We start from the raw sequence: 14829 nt of genomic DNA, 5'->3' as shown, positions 1-14829 counted from the left end.
TCAGGAGAGCGAGCCGGACAGGGCGAACATCGCGAAGATGATCGCGCCGGCCAGCAGATAGCCGGCAATGTCCGAGGCGAGGCTGGCGCGGCGGCTCAGCCGGGTTTCGGGGCGGGGGTGATCGTCAGGGCTCATTTTGCCAGAACCTCCGGGAGAAACAGCGCGATTTGCGGAAAGAAGAGCACCAGAAGCAATCCGGCGATCTGCATCAGCACGAAGGGCCAGACCGAGGCAAAGATTTCTTGCAGGGTGACTTCGCGCGGCGCCACGCTTTTCAGGAAGAAACAGGCCGGGCCGAAGGGCGGCGAGAGATAGTAGATCTGGATGTTCATCGCAAAGAGCACCCCGAACCAGATCGGATCATAGCCGAAGCCCACCACCACCGGCGCAAAGATCGGCACGGTGATAAAGACGATGGCAATCCATTCCATGAAGGTCCCGAGCACAAAGACGATGGCCATCATCAACAGGACCACAAGCAGCGGGTGCCAGTCCAGCCCTTCGAGCACGCCTTGCAGGAAACGGCTGCCGCCGATGATGTTGTAGATGCCCACCAGCGAGACCGCGCCGAGCACCAGCCAGACCACCGAACCCACGGTCAGCACCGTCTGGCGAAAGGTGTCGCGGATCATGCCATAGCTCAGCCGTCTGCGCAGCAACGCCACCAGGAGCGCGGCGCAGGCGCCGATGGCGGCCGCCTCCGTCACCGAGGCGATGCCGGAATAGATCGTGCCCATCACGCTGGTGATGACAAAAAGCGGCGCGATCAGCGCCTTGATGGCGGCCCTTTTGCGCGGGCCGCTGGGGCCCTCTTTTGCGGGCAGGGCCGGGGCCAGCGCCGGGTTCATCCGGGCACGGCTGTAGATATAGAGCATGTAGATCGAGGCCAGCAGCAGGCCGGGGCCGGTGCCGCCGAGGAAGAGGTCGGAGATCGAGACATTGGCGGTGACGCCATAGACGATCATCACGATCGACGGCGGGATCAGCGTTGCCAGCGCGCCCGAGGCGCAGATGATGCCGATCGATAGCTTGCGGTCATAGCCCAGGCGGAACATCTGCGGCAGGGCGATCATGCCCAGCATGACGATCTCGCCGCCCATGATGCCGCTCATCGCGGCGAGAAAGACGGCAACCACACAGGTCTGGATACCCAGCGATCCGGGGAACGAACCGCCAAGCTCGGCCATGGCGTCGAACAGGCTCTCGGCGATGCCGGAGCGTTCGAGAATGCCGGCCATGAAGACAAAGAGCGGCACCGCGACCAGCGAATAATTCTCGAGCACATGGTAGACGTTGCTCGACACCAGAAACAGGCCCGGCAGACCGAAATAGATCAGCGAGGTGGCGACGGAGACCAGCAGGGTGGCCACGCCCAGCGGCGTTCCCAGCACCATCAGCGCCAAAAGGGCGATGACGATCAGGGCGGTGACAAGGGCGATGCTCATAGCGCGATATCCTCCGGCTCGGGCGCGGGCGGCGTCTGGCCGGTCAGCACCAGCACGAGATTGGCAAGGGACTGGACCACGCCCAGCAGGGCCGAGGCGCAGAGGATCGGTTTCAGGATTGCCGGCATCGGCGGGTTGAAGGCGCTGCCGGTCCGCTCGATCCGGGTAAAGGCGTCGAGCGCCGGCTCGAAGGTGGCATAGGCCAGGGCGGCAAAGGCCAGGGCCGTCAGCACCAGCGTCACCACATCCAGCACCCGCCGGAGCGCGGGCCCGGCGAGATCGTGCAGGAAGGTGATGGCGATATGGCGGTTTTGCTGGCCGACATATCCCACCGACAGCGCCCAGGCCACGGCGCAGAGGGTCAGCGTGACCTCGAAGGCCCAGTCCGAGGGGGCATTGAAGAAATAGCGCATGATGACTTCGCGCACGGCGACGAGCAGCGAAACGAAGTAGAGCGGGGCGCAGGCATAGCCGATGGCAATGCTGAGCCGCGAGATGAGCAGGCTGGCCGCTTGCATCCGATGTCCTTCCACGGCAAAGGGCCGGAGCAGACGCTCCGGCCCGGCTGGCAATCTATCAGTCGTTCAGCAGGCCGATCAGGCGCAGGTAATCCTTTTGCGCCTCATAGACCATCGCCGCATCCTCGGATTGTTCGGCCGCGCGCTCCCAGGCGATGCGGGCGGCATCGCGGAACGCCTGACGATCCTGCGCCGACCAGTCGACGATTTCAAAACCGTCGCGGCTGGCGAGATCGGCCGCGGTCTGGCGGTCTTCGAGATCGGCGGCGCGGCGGATGTCGTCATAAGCCGCGTTGTACCAGACCTCGAGGATGGTGCGGTGCTGTTCGCTCAATCCGTCCCACTTGGCCTTGTTGATCGAGAAGCTGTGCACCGCCTGCGAGTGGATGCCCGGATAAATCGGCGATTTCGCGATCTTGTGCAGGCCCAGCGCCTCGTTGTTGACCAGCGCGCTGGCATCGGCCGCATCGACCAGCCCGGTTTCCAGCGAGGTGTAGACCTCGCTGAACGGCAGGCTCACTGGTGTGGCGCCGACCTCGCCGAATACCTCGGCGGCCAGGCCTTCGGGGGCGCGGATCTTCTTGCCCTTGATGTCGGCCAGGGTGCGGATCGGATCGGTCGCGACAAGCGCTTCCCGGGCGTAGGGCCCGCAGCCGATGACTTGAAGCTTGGCGCCGAAGTGATTGTCGTAGAGCTGTTGCAGAACCTCGCGGCCCTTGTGGTTGCGACAGAAGGTCTGGCCCTGATCGGGACTGTCATAGGCGGCAATCAGATCGCCAAAGAGCGCAAAGGCGGCATCCTGACCGGCAAAGTAATTGGCGGTGGTCATCTGGCCGTCGATGATCCCGGCGGAGACCGCCTTGGGGGTTTCGCGGTGCGGCACGACGGCGCCGGTGGGCAGAAGTTCGACGGTCAACTCGCCGCCACTCATGGCTTCGAGTTTCGGCACCCAGATGTCTTGCAGCCGCGACATGACGAAATCGCCGGCGTTCTGGGCGGTCTGGATGCGCAGTGTGGTCTCGGCCATGGCCGGCCCGGCCAGAGCAAGCGCAACTGCGCCGGCGGCAAACGTTCGAAAATTCATGGGTTTTTCTCCTCCGAAATATCTGGGCTCAGGTATTGCGGTGGCCGGCGTGCGCGTCAAATAATTCGCATCGTAGTGCGAATATCGCACGCCATGCCGTGGAGGCTGTCCTGTTGTCCGAGGCTGGCCGCTATGTTTCGATGACATGATCCGCCGTCCTTATGGCGTGCCGCGCGTGACCGGAACGTGACAAGGCGCCGACGGGGGATTTGAATCTTCAGGTGGCACCCGGCCTTTAACATAATGCGTGTTTTGCGTTTACACGGGCGGCAGCAATCCGGGTTTGCCCTGGCCGCGTCACTGGCGCACCATGGTGCAGATGCGGCGCGTCAGGTTGCGCGCCCGATGACGAGGAGCGCCTCATGCCGGTCACAGCTTTTTTTCGCGGCCTCGCCGTCGGCGCATTGACCCTGGGCTGCGCCGGCGCCGCGCTTGCGCAGGTGCCGCCGGCCGCGAGCGACGGCGGTCCGCGGCGGTTCGAGATCGTCAGCGGCCCGGTGACAGCCCGGGCTGGGCCTTCGGAAACGGCGGAACCGGTCGGCGTGGTGCAGGGCGGCGCGATATTGGCCAACCTCGGATGCACGCTGGCGGACGGTGCGCCCTGGTGCGAGGTGCGGAAGTTTCGCGGCGGGGCCCGCGTCTTTGTGCCCGGTCGCCACCTGGCACCGGCGGCGGGGCCGGACGGAGCCGTGCCAATGGGCCTCGACAGCTCGCCTCACCGGGCCCGCGCCGGCGATTTCGACGCCAGCGGCGAGATCGCTTGCGCCCAGGAACGCGGTCAGGCGCTGGGACTGTGCCGCGCCGAGGTGGCGCGGGGCACCGGCGGCGACGCGACCGTCGTGGCCACCTTCGCCAACGGCTTCGCGCGGCATCTGTATTTCCTGCACGGAGAGTTCGTGGCCGCCAATGCCACGATGTCGGGGGTTGGCACCGACACCGACTGGCGGCTCGACGGCGGGCAGCATCACCTGCGCGTCGATGACCAGCGCTTTGTTCTGTCCGGGGAATTCGTGTTCGGCAATTGATCGCGGATCGGCTGCGCCAGCCGAAGTTGGCGCAGCCTCGAAGTCATGCCTCAGGGTGTGAGCTTGTGAATCACACCCTCATCGACGGCGGCATAGAGGCTGCCGTCCGGCCCGGTCACCAGAGAGCGGAAGCGCCCGGGCTCCATGCCGTCCGGCAGGGTCATTTCGGTGACATCGACCACTTCGGTGCCGTCCTCGGTCAGCTCGATCACGTCGATCCGCTGGCCGATCGGCGTGCCACCGAAGCCGATGCCCATGATGCCCACGACCAGCGCGCCATTCCAGTCGCCCCAGGCCTCGCCCGTGAGGAAGGCCGCCGAAGAGGTGCCCTGCGACCAGCCGTTGTTGTTCCAGATCGGCGGCATCGCGTCGGGATAGGTCTCGAAGTCGGTCATCGGCATGTAGGCGGCCCGCTCGAAACGGTTCATGCCTTCGGCCTGATTGGGGCTGTAGCCGCAATAATCGTCGGGGCAATCGTCGCGTCCGGCCATGTTCGGTCGCGGATCCCAGCCGGCGTTGCCGCCGTTTTCCAGCACCGTGATCTCGTCGGAATGCCAGGGTCCGTGCTCGGCGGTGATCGGTGTGCCGGTGGCGTTGAAGGCGATGCCCTGAACGTTGCGGTGGCCATAGGTATAGGTCCGCTTGTCAAAGCCCTCGGGCGGCGCGTTTTCCGGGGCGGCATTGCCGTCGGTGTCGATGCGGATCACCTTCGAGCCCATCATCGTCGGGCTTTGCGGGATCTCGCTGTTGTGGTTGTCGCCGGTGGTCAGATACAGGTAACCATCGACCGGGTTGAACCGGACGCGCCCGCCGTTGTGCGCGCCGGGCCCGCCGAACGGGTGATCCGAGGCGGCCATCTTGTAAGGCACGTCATCGACGATGTCGGTGCGTTCGGACACGCCGCTGAAATCCTCGTTGACGACAAAACGCATCAGCCGGTTGGTGTGCGGATCGGACATGTTCGACGTGGCATAGACATAGATCCGGCGGTTTTCGTCAAAGTTCGGATCGAAGGCGACCCCCATCATGCCGGCCTGTCCTTCGCAAAACAGGTCCTCTTCGGCCGAGTTGTAGCCTTCGACACCGCCCATACCGAGCAGCGCATTGACGCTGCCATCGGGCATGCGCACCGACAGCCCCTTGCATTTCTCGGTGAACAGCATGGTGCCATCGCCCAGGAACGCCATGTCCCACGGGTTTTCCAGGCCCTCGATCACCACGGAATGCGTGAGGCTCGAGGTGTTCTGCGCCAGGGCCGGCGTCGCCCCCACGGCGGCGCCCACCGCCACTGCCAGTGCAAATGATTGGTGTAGACTAAGCATTAAACTTCCTCCCTTGTGATATATGACCGCTCGATCGGAAATGTGCGTGCTGAACGTCCTGTCTGATTGTTATCTCCGGTTCGGGTCACTCCTCCCGTGCCGGTCCGCCTTGTGCCGGCGTTATTCGAGCGAGGTGATAAAGGCGACGACGTCGCCAATGTCCTCGTCCGACAGCTTGCGGGCGCGGGGCGCCATCAGCATCGTGTTCGGCCCGATCTTTTCGCCGGACCGGTATCTTTCGAGCATGGTGACGAGGTATTCGGCGGACTGGCCGACAAGCTTGGGATAGCTCGACACGCCCTTGGCGGTCGGGCCATGACAGGCGCGGCATTCCTTCATGTAGAGCTCTTCACCCGCTGCCGGATCGAAGTCGGCCTGATCTGCCGCCGCTTCGCTGGTGGCGCCTTCTGCCTCGGTATCTTCGGCGCTCGACCCCGCCATCGCCTGCGTCGACGCAAGCGTCAGTGTCAGACAGAATAAAAAAATCGAAGATTTGCTCACGTCTTCACCCCCTCCCCGGGTTATACGGTTGCCGGTCTGCTGCGACCGCCATCGATTGACAGAAAGACATGGATCCCCCGTTCCACAAATCAAACCCTAGAGCGGCATTTTCGACGGCGCAAAGGAATTCCATCTATAGGTGTGTTTGCAATCACGTCATGCGGTGCGGCGCGAAAAGCTGCCGTCCTGGCCGGCGTCGCGCCGACATGTCGATGCAGTCATCTTTCGACGCTTTTGACTTGTGTGGCGCTCTGGGACGTATCATCGTTCGGCGAAGGCGCGCCCCGAGCCGGCGGCTTTTCTGCCGGCGGGCCTATGTGCAGGGCGAAAAAAGCGCTAAAGCTTAAGCCGTTACAAAAAGAATTGTCCTGGGAGGGATTACGATGAAACTCAAATCGATCATTCTGGCCGCCACGATGGCGACGGCGGCCACGGGCGTCACGGCCGAAGGCGTCAAGGTGGGCATGATCACCACGCTGTCCGGCGGCGGCGCCGGACTCGGCATCGATGTGCGCGACGGCTTCATGCTTGCGGTGGCGCAGTCGGGCCGCGACGATATCGAAGTTGTGATCGAGGACGACCAGCGCAAGCCGGATGTGGCGGTGCAGCTCTCGGACAAGATGATCCAGTCCGAGAAGGTCGATATCCTGACCGGGATCATCTGGTCGAACCTCGCCATGGCAGTGGTGCCGGGCGCGGTGGCGCAGGGCAAGATCTACCTCTCGCCCAATGCCGGGCCGTCGGCGCTGGCCGGGCAGGCCTGTCACCAGAATTATTTCAACGTCGCCTGGCAGAACGACAACCTGCACGAGGCTGCCGGCGCCTATGCCAATGACGCCGGCCATACCAACAGCTTTATCCTCGCGCCGAACTATCCGGCCGGCAAGGACGCGCTAACCGGCTTCAAACGCTTTTTCGAAGGGGATTTGGCGGGCGAGATCTATACCAAGCTGGGCCAGACCGATTACGCCGCCGAGATCGCGCAGATCCGCGCCAGCGGGGCGGACTCGGTGTTCTTTTTCCTGCCCGGCGGCATGGGGATTTCCTTTCTCAAGCAATATGCCGACAGCGGTGTCGATCTGCCCGTGGTCGGCCCGGCCTTCAGCTTTGATCAGGGCATCCTGCAAGCGGTGGGCGATGCGGCGCTTGGCGTGAAGAACACCAGCCAGTGGAGCAAGGACATCGACAACGCGACCAACAAGGCCTTTGTCGAAAGCTTTCAGGACGAATACGGCCGCCTGCCCTCGCTTTACGCCAGCCAGGGGTTCGACACTGCCAACCTGATGATCTCGGCGATGGAAAAAGCCGATATTTCGGATCAGGAGGCGTTCCGCGCGGCACTGAAAGAGGCCGATTTCTCCAGCACGCGGGGGGATTTTGCCTTTGCCGCCAACAACCATCCGGTGCAGGACATCTATGTGCGCGAAGTGATCAAGGAAGGTGACGTCTACACCAACAAGATCATCGGGGTCGCGCTGGAAGACCGGTCCAACGCCTTCCTCGACGCCTGCAAGATGTAACCCGCCTGCCCCGGCCCCTTTGCGGGCCGGGGCGGTGCAGCGCAACGCTGATGTCGCTTATCCTTCTTGTCGAGCAGACCCTGAACGGGCTGCAATTCGGGGTCATGCTGTTTCTCATGGCGGCCGGGCTGACGCTGGTCTTTGGCGTCATGGGGCTGATCAATCTCGCGCATGGCTCGCTCTACATGATCGGCGCCTTCGCGGCGGCGGCCATGGCGCAGGCCTCGGGCTCTTTCCTTCTGGCGCTGGCGGCGAGCCTGGTCTGCGCCGCCTTTGCCGGGGTGCTGATCGAGGTTCTGGTGATCCGCAGGCTCTATGACCGCGACCACCTCGATCAGGTTCTGGCGACCTTTGCCTTGATCCTGATCTTTTCCGAGGGCACGCGCTGGCTCTTCGGCTCTTTCCCGCTGTTTCTCGACAAGCCTGAGTGGCTGTCGGGCACGGTGATTTTGCCCTTTGGCATCGAATATTCGCTCTATCGGCTAGCCATCATCCTGGTCGGGCTGGCGGTGGCGGCGGGGCTGTTCTGGATGATCGCGCGGACCCGCGTCGGTATCCGCATCCGCGCCGGTGAAAACGACCGCGAGATGATTGCGGCGCTCGGGGTCAATATCTCGCGGCTCTACACCTTCGTCTTCGCGCTCGGGGCGGCGCTGGCCGGATTTGCCGGCGCGCTGGTGGGCACCATCCAGTCGGTGCAGGTGGGCATGGGCGAGCCGGTGCTGATCCTGGCCTTCGTGGTTATCGTGATCGGCGGCATCGGCTCGATCAAGGGTGCCTTCATCGGCGCGCTTCTGGTCGGGCTGACCGAGACGCTGGGCCGGTTTCTGTTGCCCGAGGCCTTTGCGCTGGTGTTCGACCCTGCGACGGCGCGGTCGGTCGGCGCCTCGCTGGCTTCGATGTCGATCTACATCCTGATGGCCGGGGTGCTGATCTTTCGGCCCAAGGGCCTGTTCGGGAGCGCCTGATATGAAACGCGAAATGGTGTTCAACCTGGCGCTCCTGGCGCTGATCCTCGGGGTGGCACTCTGGGCGCAGGCCAGCGACGAACCCTTCCTGATCACGCTCACCACCCGCGCGGTGATCTTTGCCATTGCCGGTGTCGGGCTGAATTTTGCGCTGGGCTTTGGCGGGCTGGTGAGCTTTGGCCATGCGGCGTTTTTTGGGCTGGGCGGCTATGTCATGGGGGTGCTGGCCTATCACGCCCAGACCTACACGCCGCTGTTCGAGGCGCCGCTGCTGATCCAGGGCACCAAGTCGATGCCGGTGATCTGGCTGGTCAGCATCCTCCTGTCCTCGCTCCTGGCCCTGGCGATCGGCGCGCTCAGCCTGCGCACCAGCGGCGTCTATTTCATCATGATCACCCTGGCCTTTGCCCAGATGCTCTATTACTTCGCCATCTCCTGGGCGGCCTATGGCGGCGAGGACGGGCTCTCGATCTATGTGCGCAACGGTTTCCCGGGCCTCAACACGATGGACCCGCTGCAATTCTTTGCCCTGTGTTTTGCTCTTCTGCTGATCGTGTTGCTGCTGGTCAGCCTTGCGGCGCGCTCGGCCTTCGGGCTGGCGCTTGGCGCGGCACGGCAGAACGAGGCGCGGGTGCAGGCGGTGGGCCAGACGCCTTACCGGCTCTATCTCGTGGCCTTCGTGATCTCGGGCGCGATCACCGGGCTGGCCGGGGCGCTCTTTGCCGATCTCAATCGCTTCGTCAGCCCGGTGATGTTTTCCTGGCAGACCTCGGGCGAGATCATGGTCTTTGTCATCCTTGGCGGCGTCGGACGGATCTTTGGCCCGGTTGCCGGCGCGGTTCTGTTCATCCTGCTCGAACATCTGCTGGGCGGGCTGAGCGCCTATTGGCACATCTACCTGGGTGCCATCCTGCTGGGGGTGGTGCTGTTTGCGCGCGGCGGGCTTTACGGGCTGATCGCGGGGCGCGAGGTGGCCCATGACTGAGCCGATCCTCGACATTCGCGGCGTCACCAAGCGGTTTGGTGCGCTGGCCGCAAGCGACGACATCTCGCTCGACCTGCGGCCAGGGGAAATCCACGCGCTGATCGGGCCGAACGGTGCCGGCAAATCGACGCTGATCCAGCAGATCGCAGGCGGGCTGGCGCCCGACAGCGGCCGGGTACTGTTCGACGGCCGGGATGTCACCGCGCTCTCGACCGCCGCCCGGGCGCAGCTCGGCATGGGGCGCACCTTTCAGATCTCGGCCCTGGCGATGGACTACACCGTTCTGCAAAACGCGGTACTCGGCGCGCTTGGCGCGCGCGGCGGCGTGTTTCGCTTCTTTCGTCCGGTGATGCGGGATGCAGCGCTGTTGGCCCGCGCCCGCGCCGCGCTTGACGAGGTTGGCTTGGCCGAGTTCGAAGCCATGCGCACCTCCGAGCTGTCGCATGGCCAGCGCCGCCAGCTCGAGGTGGCGGTGGCGCTGACCCTCGCGCCGCGCATTTTTCTGATGGACGAACCGATGGCGGGGCTCGGCAGCGAGGGATCGCAGCGTCTGACCGGCATTCTCGACCGGCTGCGTCGCCGCGCGCCGATCCTGCTGGTCGAACATGACATGGATGCGGTCTTTGCCCTGGCCGACCGGATCAGCGTGCTGGTCTATGGCCAGATCATCGCCACCGGCAGCGTCGCCGAGATTCGCAGCGACGCCGAGGTGCGCCGCGCCTATCTGGGCGAGGAGGACGAGGCATGAGCCTGTTGCAGCTGTCGCGGATCTCGGCTTTCTACGGCGCCAGCCAGGCGCTGTTCGATATGAACCTGTCGCTGGAAGAAGGCCAGGTGCTGGCGCTGATGGGGCGCAATGGCATGGGCAAGTCGACCACGGTCAAGGTGATCTGCCGCCTGTTGCGCGCCCGCGACGGCGAAGCGCGGTTTGCCGGGCAGGATATCGGCGGGCTGCCGCCGCATCGGGTGGCGCAACTGGGCATCGGGCTGGTGCCGGAGGGGCGGCGCTGTTTCGCCACGCTCACGGTTGCGGAAAACCTGCTGGCCGCCGCGCGGCCCGGCGCCTGGGATTTCGCCGCCGTCGCCGCGCTGTTCCCGCGGCTGGCCGAGCGCCGCGATCAGACCGCGGCCTCGCTCTCGGGCGGCGAGCAGCAGATGCTGGCGATCGGCCGCGCGCTGATGACCAACCCGCGCCTGCTGATCCTCGACGAGGCGACCGAGGGGCTGGCCCCGGTGGTGCGGCAGGAGATCTGGGCCGCCATCGCCCGGCTCAAGGCGGAGACCGGGCTGGCGATCCTGCTGATCGACAAATCGATCCGCGAGCTGGGCGGCGTGGCCGATGCGGCGGTGATCGTGGAAAAGGGGCGCAGCGTCTGGCAGGGCGACTTTGCCGATCTCGATGCGCAGACGACCGAACGCTATCTCGGGGTGTGACGGCCGCAGGCATGAGATATCCGATTGGAAAACCGCGTGCGAAATGCCACTGATAGCGCAATCATCTGCGCCCGCACGCCATTCCCGGCCGGGCAGTCGCCAACCCGGAGCGTTCTCATGCCTGACATCCCCCCGCATCCGTCCACCCCGCGCGACGGCTGGACGCCGCTGAAAACCGCGCATTGCAGCGCGGCGGTCAGCCCGCTGGGCGCCATCCTTCACGATCTGACGTTCACCCTGCCCGACGGCCGCAAGTTCGCGCCGCTGGCCGAGGCGGAATGGAGCGGGCGGGCCCGGCCCGAGGACAGCCCCGACCTGTCGCCGCACCTGGCCGAGCTGGGCGGCGAATGGCCGTGTGTGCCCTTTGGCACCTCGCCCGCCGATCCGCAGCACCACGGATTTTGCAGCAATGCGGTCTGGCGGTTGGACGCGGCCGACGGCGGCAGCGCGCGGCTGTCGATCGATTATCCGGCGGGGCATGATATCGCGCAGGTGGCGCGCAGCGTCCGGCTGAGCCCGGACAGCCCCAGCGTGACCTTCGGGCTGGAGATCACCGCCGCGAGCGACTGTTGCCTGCCGCTGGGCCTGCACCCGATCTTTCGCCTGCCTGAAGGCGGCGCCGGCGTGACGCTGGACTGGACCGGCGGGCAGCAGGCGACCACCCTGCCAAAGGCGCTGGCGCCGCCGACGCTGACTCCCGTGCCCGGCGCGCAGGTCACGAAGGGCGGCCCGGTCGCCTGTCTCGACGGGACGGAATTTCGCTTTCCGGCGGAGTTTCCCCGGCAGCGCGAGGCGCTGGTGCAGATCTGGGACTGCGAGGGCGAGGTCGCCCTGCGCTATGCCGGGGAAGCGGCGGGTGTCAGATTGACCTGGGCGGCCGAGGATCTGCCGCATTGCCTGCTCTGGCTGGCCAATCCCGGGGGCGAGATCCCGGGGCTGGGTCAATTCACCGGGCTGGGGGTCGAGCCGGTCTCGAGCCTGTTCGACCGGGGCATCGCACCGTTCGACGACAGTGTTGCGGACCGGGCGGCGGGTGTTGCGCTGCGGGCGGGCAAGATCTGGCGCACGCGGTATGAAATCAGCGCCTTCCCCCTGAGCCCATCGGTCTGACTATCGCGCGGATCGGCGGCGGGAGCCTCTGGTTGCCCGCCGCAAAACCGTCTACACCGGCCCGGACCACCGGAGAGCCGTCACATGCAAAAGATCACACTGCCCGAACGGCCGCATTGGCGGGCGCATGCCGAAGAGGTCGGCTTCAGCTTTGCCGACATGCACGGCGAGCCCTATTGGGACGAAACCTCGGCCTATGCATTTTCGCTCGAACAGATCGAGACCGATCTCGAAGATCCGGCCACCGAACTGCATGCCATGTGCCGCGAGGCCGTGGCGGAGATCATCGGCAGCGAGGCGCTGATGGAGCGGCTGGCGATCCCCGAGGCGCATCGCGATCTGGTGGCCGAGAGCTGGCGCAACGGCGACCCCGAGATCTATGGCCGGTTCGATTTCGCCTATGACGGCACCGGGCCGGCCAAGCTCTTGGAATACAACGCCGATACGCCGACCTCGCTGTATGAGAGCGCGGCCTTTCAGTGGCAATGGCTCGAAGATCAGCTCGCGGCCGGTGTGCTGGCCGAGGGCAGCGACCAGTTCAATGGCATCCACGAGGCGCTTGTCGCGCGGTTTGCCGAGGTCTTCGCGCCGGACAGCGATCTGCATTTTACCGCCGTCGCCGGCAACCCGGAAGATTACGGCACGGTCGAGGCCATGGGCTGGGCCGCGCGGGAGGCCGGGATGGGGGCGCATTATTGTGATCTCGACAAGATCGCGCTGAGCGACGACGGCCAGTTTCTCGACGATCAGAACCGGCGGATCGCGGTACTGTTCAAGCTCTACCCCTGGGAAGACCTGCTGCGCGACGATTATGCCAAGCAGATCGCCGGCTCGGGCTGCCTGTTTCTGGAGCCCGCCTGGAAGGCGCTGTTGTCGAACAAGGGGCTGCTGCCGGTGCTCTGGCAGATGTTCGAAGGTCATCCGAACCTGTTGCCGGCGTTTTTCGAGACCGATGTCGCCGGGGCCCTGGCCGGGCGTGGCGCCGCGCCCGCCGATGTCGCCGAAGCCTTTGGCCGGGCCGAGGCACAGCTGGCGGCGGGGCATGTAAGCAAGCCGATCCTGTCGCGCGAAGGCGCCTCAGTGGCGATCGTCGAGGCCGGCGCCGTCACCGAACAGTCGCAGAACACCGACTATGCCGAACACCCCCGTATCCTTCAGGCCTATGCGCCGCTGCCGGAGTTCGATGGCTTCCGCCCGGTGATCGGCGCCTGGATCATAGGCCAGAGCTGCGCCGGCATCGGGCTGCGCGAGGACCGTTCGCGCATCACCCAGGATTTGTCGCGGTTCAAACCGCATTATATCAAGGCCTGAACCACCAACCGCCTCCTGGCAGAAAGCTGATTGTCATGACCAAACGTTCGAAACGGGTTGCCATCGCGATTGTCGGCGCGGCCGCCTTTACCCTGGCCGGCTGCGAAGAGGAAAAGGTCGATGCCGCCGCCTTTCCCGATCTGCAAAGCTGTCGCGACGCGGCCGGGCTGAACAGCGCGTTCACCGCGCAGCAGTGCGAAACCGCCTTTGCCGAGGCCGAGGCCCTGCACGTGGAGGCCGCGCCGCGTTACGACAGTCTTGCGGTCTGCGAAGAGCAGCATGGCGAGGGCGCCTGCGGCTCCGAGGCCGCGGCGGCCCAGGGCGGATCCGGCAGCATCTTCATGCCGTTGCTGGCGGGCTATCTGATCGGCAACATGCTGGGCGGCCGCTCCGGCATGGCGGCGTCGCAGCCGCTTTACAAGACCTCCGATGGCCGCTTTACCAATGCCGCCCGGTCGAGCACCTTTTCCACCAACAAGGGCGCGGCGAAGCTGAACACATCGCAGTTCACCCGCCCGGCCTCGACCGTCGGCAAGACGCCGATGACCCGCGCCACCGCCGCCTCCCGCGGCGGCTTCGGCAAGGCGGGCGCCGGTCGCACCGGCTTTGGCGGCTGACACAGAAGGCTTGGCAAACGGCGCCGCAGCCCGTATCCATGAAAATGTGTTTTCATGGAGGCCGCGATGCCCGACCAGTCCTTTCTTGCCCGTGTGCGCCGCAAACTTCCCGAGTTGCACCCGGCGGAGCGTCGGCTGGGCGAGCTGGTCTGCGATTTCCCCGGTGAACTGGCCAGCTACTCGGCCTCGGAGTTGGCGGCGCTGGCCGGGGTGTCGAACGCGACGGTGACGCGCTTTGTCCGGCGGCTGGGCTACAAATCCTACGAAGATGCCCGGCGCGACGCCCGCGACGAGGCCAGCAGCGGATCGCGGCTTTATCTGCAACATGCCGGTCAGGCCGATATGGCCGATCCCGAGAGCTATCTGGACAGCGATATCCGCAATCTGCGCGACACCATCGGCGATGTCTCGCGCGATGATATCGATCGGCTGGCCGAGGCGCTGCTGGCTGCGCGCAAGGTCTGGTGTGTGGGCTATCGCGCCTCGAATTCTCTGGCGACATACCTGCAATGGCAGTTGCTTCAGGCGATTGACGATGCGGTTCCGGTGCCCGGCGGTGGCCAGACCATGGGCGAACATGTGGCGCGGATGACCGAGCGCGATGTGGTGGTCCTGTTCGGGCTGCGCCGCCGGATCGCCGGTTTCGACGAACTGCTGGCGGCGATTGCCGCGACCGGGGCCGAGATCGCGCTGATCACCGACGAAGGGGTGGCGGCCAACCGCGGCGCAGGCTGGCATTTCCGCTGCGCAACCCGGTCGTCGGGGCCGCTGTTCAGCCATGTGAGCGTCATGGCGCTGATCAATCTGATCACCAACAGGACCATCGAGCTGGCGGCTGATTCGGGCCGCCAAAGGTTGCAATCGATCGAAAACTACAACGACCTGTTGCGCGAACTCTGAGCCCGAGGGCGGTTTTTCCGCCTGGGCCCGGGCCCGGGAAATTGCCCGAATTCCGCGCGTTGCGGCCCCGAATGAAGAAAATAACGTTT

Annotated in this window: 16 protein-coding genes; 10 read left to right on the top strand and 6 right to left on the bottom strand. The window is 65.3% G+C overall.

The features are described from left to right. From BMW90_RS27215 to BMW90_RS18295, 4 genes are read right to left on the bottom strand one after another with little or no spacing between them, the layout of a single operon-like run. Positions 1-135, bottom strand: a complete 135-nt coding sequence (locus tag BMW90_RS27215) for a hypothetical protein (RefSeq protein WP_274590859.1) — start codon at positions 133-135, stop codon at positions 1-3. After that, positions 132-1445 carry a TRAP transporter large permease gene (locus tag BMW90_RS18305; RefSeq protein WP_074837840.1) on the bottom strand — a complete coding sequence of 438 codons (1314 nt, stop codon included), beginning with the start codon at positions 1443-1445 and terminating at the stop codon, positions 132-134. Before BMW90_RS18305 ends, BMW90_RS27215 begins: the two co-directional genes overlap by 4 nt. Next, complete coding sequence (locus BMW90_RS18300) at positions 1442-1963, bottom strand: TRAP transporter small permease subunit (RefSeq protein ID WP_048535851.1); 522 nt, start codon at positions 1961-1963, stop codon at positions 1442-1444. Before BMW90_RS18300 ends, BMW90_RS18305 begins: the two co-directional genes overlap by 4 nt. 58 nt (positions 1964-2021) lie before the next feature. After that, positions 2022-3047, bottom strand: a complete 1026-nt coding sequence (locus BMW90_RS18295) for a TRAP transporter substrate-binding protein (protein ID WP_074837838.1) — start codon at positions 3045-3047, stop codon at positions 2022-2024. Between the two features lie 362 nt (positions 3048-3409). On the opposite strand from BMW90_RS18295, the gene BMW90_RS18290 reads away from it, so the two are divergent. Further along, positions 3410-4072, top strand: coding sequence for an SH3 domain-containing protein (locus tag BMW90_RS18290; RefSeq protein WP_074837836.1), 663 nt, complete (start codon positions 3410-3412; stop codon positions 4070-4072). A gap of 50 nt (positions 4073-4122) precedes the next feature. Here the strand turns inward: BMW90_RS18290 and BMW90_RS18285 are convergent, their stop codons facing one another. Together BMW90_RS18285 and BMW90_RS18280 are read right to left on the bottom strand one after the other, a co-directional pair. Further along, a complete protein-coding gene (locus BMW90_RS18285; protein WP_048535847.1) occupies positions 4123-5394 on the bottom strand; it encodes a PQQ-dependent sugar dehydrogenase in 1272 nt (423 codons plus the stop codon). Positions 5395-5514: 120 nt separating this feature from the next. Next, a complete protein-coding gene (locus BMW90_RS18280) occupies positions 5515-5895 on the bottom strand; it encodes a c-type cytochrome (RefSeq protein ID WP_211568948.1) in 381 nt (126 codons plus the stop codon). 383 nt (positions 5896-6278) lie between these two features. On the opposite strand from BMW90_RS18280, the gene BMW90_RS18275 reads away from it, so the two are divergent. The 9 genes from BMW90_RS18275 to BMW90_RS18235 all read left to right on the top strand — a co-directional run bounded on the left by BMW90_RS18275 (position 6279) and on the right by BMW90_RS18235 (position 14740). Next, the gene (locus BMW90_RS18275) at positions 6279-7415 is read left to right on the top strand and encodes an ABC transporter substrate-binding protein (RefSeq protein WP_074837835.1); all 1137 of its coding nucleotides are present in this window, start codon (positions 6279-6281) and stop codon (positions 7413-7415) included. Between the two features lie 50 nt (positions 7416-7465). Beyond that, entirely contained in the window at positions 7466-8383 is a 918-nt protein-coding gene (locus BMW90_RS18270) for a branched-chain amino acid ABC transporter permease (RefSeq protein WP_048535843.1), read from the top strand. Position 8384: 1 nt separating this feature from the next. Beyond that, positions 8385-9368 carry a branched-chain amino acid ABC transporter permease gene (locus BMW90_RS18265; protein WP_048535841.1) on the top strand — a complete coding sequence of 328 codons (984 nt, stop codon included), beginning with the start codon at positions 8385-8387 and terminating at the stop codon, positions 9366-9368. Continuing rightward, the gene (locus BMW90_RS18260; RefSeq protein ID WP_074837833.1) at positions 9361-10116 is read left to right on the top strand and encodes an ABC transporter ATP-binding protein; all 756 of its coding nucleotides are present in this window, start codon (positions 9361-9363) and stop codon (positions 10114-10116) included. Before BMW90_RS18265 ends, BMW90_RS18260 begins: the two co-directional genes overlap by 8 nt. Beyond that, entirely contained in the window at positions 10113-10802 is a 690-nt protein-coding gene (locus BMW90_RS18255; protein WP_074837831.1) for an ABC transporter ATP-binding protein, read from the top strand. The genes BMW90_RS18260 and BMW90_RS18255 overlap by 4 nt, the downstream gene beginning before the upstream one ends. 117 nt (positions 10803-10919) lie before the next feature. Next, positions 10920-11912 (top strand): aldose epimerase family protein, encoded by a 993-nt coding sequence (locus BMW90_RS18250; RefSeq protein ID WP_074837829.1) that lies wholly within the window; start codon positions 10920-10922, stop codon positions 11910-11912. 84 nt (positions 11913-11996) lie between these two features. After that, entirely contained in the window at positions 11997-13223 is a 1227-nt protein-coding gene (locus BMW90_RS18245; RefSeq protein WP_074837827.1) for a glutathionylspermidine synthase family protein, read from the top strand. Between the two features lie 35 nt (positions 13224-13258). Further along, positions 13259-13840, top strand: a complete 582-nt coding sequence (locus BMW90_RS18240; RefSeq protein WP_074837825.1) for a DUF1190 domain-containing protein — start codon at positions 13259-13261, stop codon at positions 13838-13840. Positions 13841-13906: 66 nt separating this feature from the next. Beyond that, positions 13907-14740 (top strand): MurR/RpiR family transcriptional regulator, encoded by an 834-nt coding sequence (locus BMW90_RS18235; protein ID WP_211568940.1) that lies wholly within the window; start codon positions 13907-13909, stop codon positions 14738-14740. The last annotated feature ends 89 nt before the right edge of the window (positions 14741-14829 follow it).

Origin of the sequence: Marinovum algicola (genome assembly GCF_900109145.1) — a bacterium.
Lineage (GTDB): Bacteria > Pseudomonadota > Alphaproteobacteria > Rhodobacterales > Rhodobacteraceae > Marinovum > Marinovum algicola.
Note: the sequence above shows the minus strand (reverse complement) of the source record. Positions and strands in the feature narration are given on the sequence as shown.

What these genes read in the sequence shown, in the direction of transcription:
- BMW90_RS27215 (WP_274590859.1), bottom strand. Translation starts at nt 135, where the DNA reads ATGAGCCCTGACGATCACCCCCGCCCCGAAACCCGGCTGAGCCGCCGC.
- BMW90_RS18305 (WP_074837840.1), bottom strand. Translation starts at nt 1,445, where the DNA reads ATGAGCATCGCCCTTGTCACCGCCCTGATCGTCATCGCCCTTTTGGCG.
- BMW90_RS18300 (WP_048535851.1), bottom strand. Translation starts at nt 1,963, where the DNA reads ATGCAAGCGGCCAGCCTGCTCATCTCGCGGCTCAGCATTGCCATCGGC.
- BMW90_RS18295 (WP_074837838.1), bottom strand. Translation starts at nt 3,047, where the DNA reads ATGAATTTTCGAACGTTTGCCGCCGGCGCAGTTGCGCTTGCTCTGGCC.
- BMW90_RS18290 (WP_074837836.1), top strand. Translation starts at nt 3,410, where the DNA reads ATGCCGGTCACAGCTTTTTTTCGCGGCCTCGCCGTCGGCGCATTGACC.
- BMW90_RS18285 (WP_048535847.1), bottom strand. Translation starts at nt 5,394, where the DNA reads ATGCTTAGTCTACACCAATCATTTGCACTGGCAGTGGCGGTGGGCGCC.
- BMW90_RS18275 (WP_074837835.1), top strand. Translation starts at nt 6,279, where the DNA reads ATGAAACTCAAATCGATCATTCTGGCCGCCACGATGGCGACGGCGGCC.
- BMW90_RS18270 (WP_048535843.1), top strand. Translation starts at nt 7,466, where the DNA reads ATGTCGCTTATCCTTCTTGTCGAGCAGACCCTGAACGGGCTGCAATTC.
- BMW90_RS18265 (WP_048535841.1), top strand. Translation starts at nt 8,385, where the DNA reads ATGAAACGCGAAATGGTGTTCAACCTGGCGCTCCTGGCGCTGATCCTC.
- BMW90_RS18260 (WP_074837833.1), top strand. Translation starts at nt 9,361, where the DNA reads ATGACTGAGCCGATCCTCGACATTCGCGGCGTCACCAAGCGGTTTGGT.
- BMW90_RS18255 (WP_074837831.1), top strand. Translation starts at nt 10,113, where the DNA reads ATGAGCCTGTTGCAGCTGTCGCGGATCTCGGCTTTCTACGGCGCCAGC.
- BMW90_RS18250 (WP_074837829.1), top strand. Translation starts at nt 10,920, where the DNA reads ATGCCTGACATCCCCCCGCATCCGTCCACCCCGCGCGACGGCTGGACG.
- BMW90_RS18245 (WP_074837827.1), top strand. Translation starts at nt 11,997, where the DNA reads ATGCAAAAGATCACACTGCCCGAACGGCCGCATTGGCGGGCGCATGCC.
- BMW90_RS18240 (WP_074837825.1), top strand. Translation starts at nt 13,259, where the DNA reads ATGACCAAACGTTCGAAACGGGTTGCCATCGCGATTGTCGGCGCGGCC.
- BMW90_RS18235 (WP_211568940.1), top strand. Translation starts at nt 13,907, where the DNA reads ATGCCCGACCAGTCCTTTCTTGCCCGTGTGCGCCGCAAACTTCCCGAG.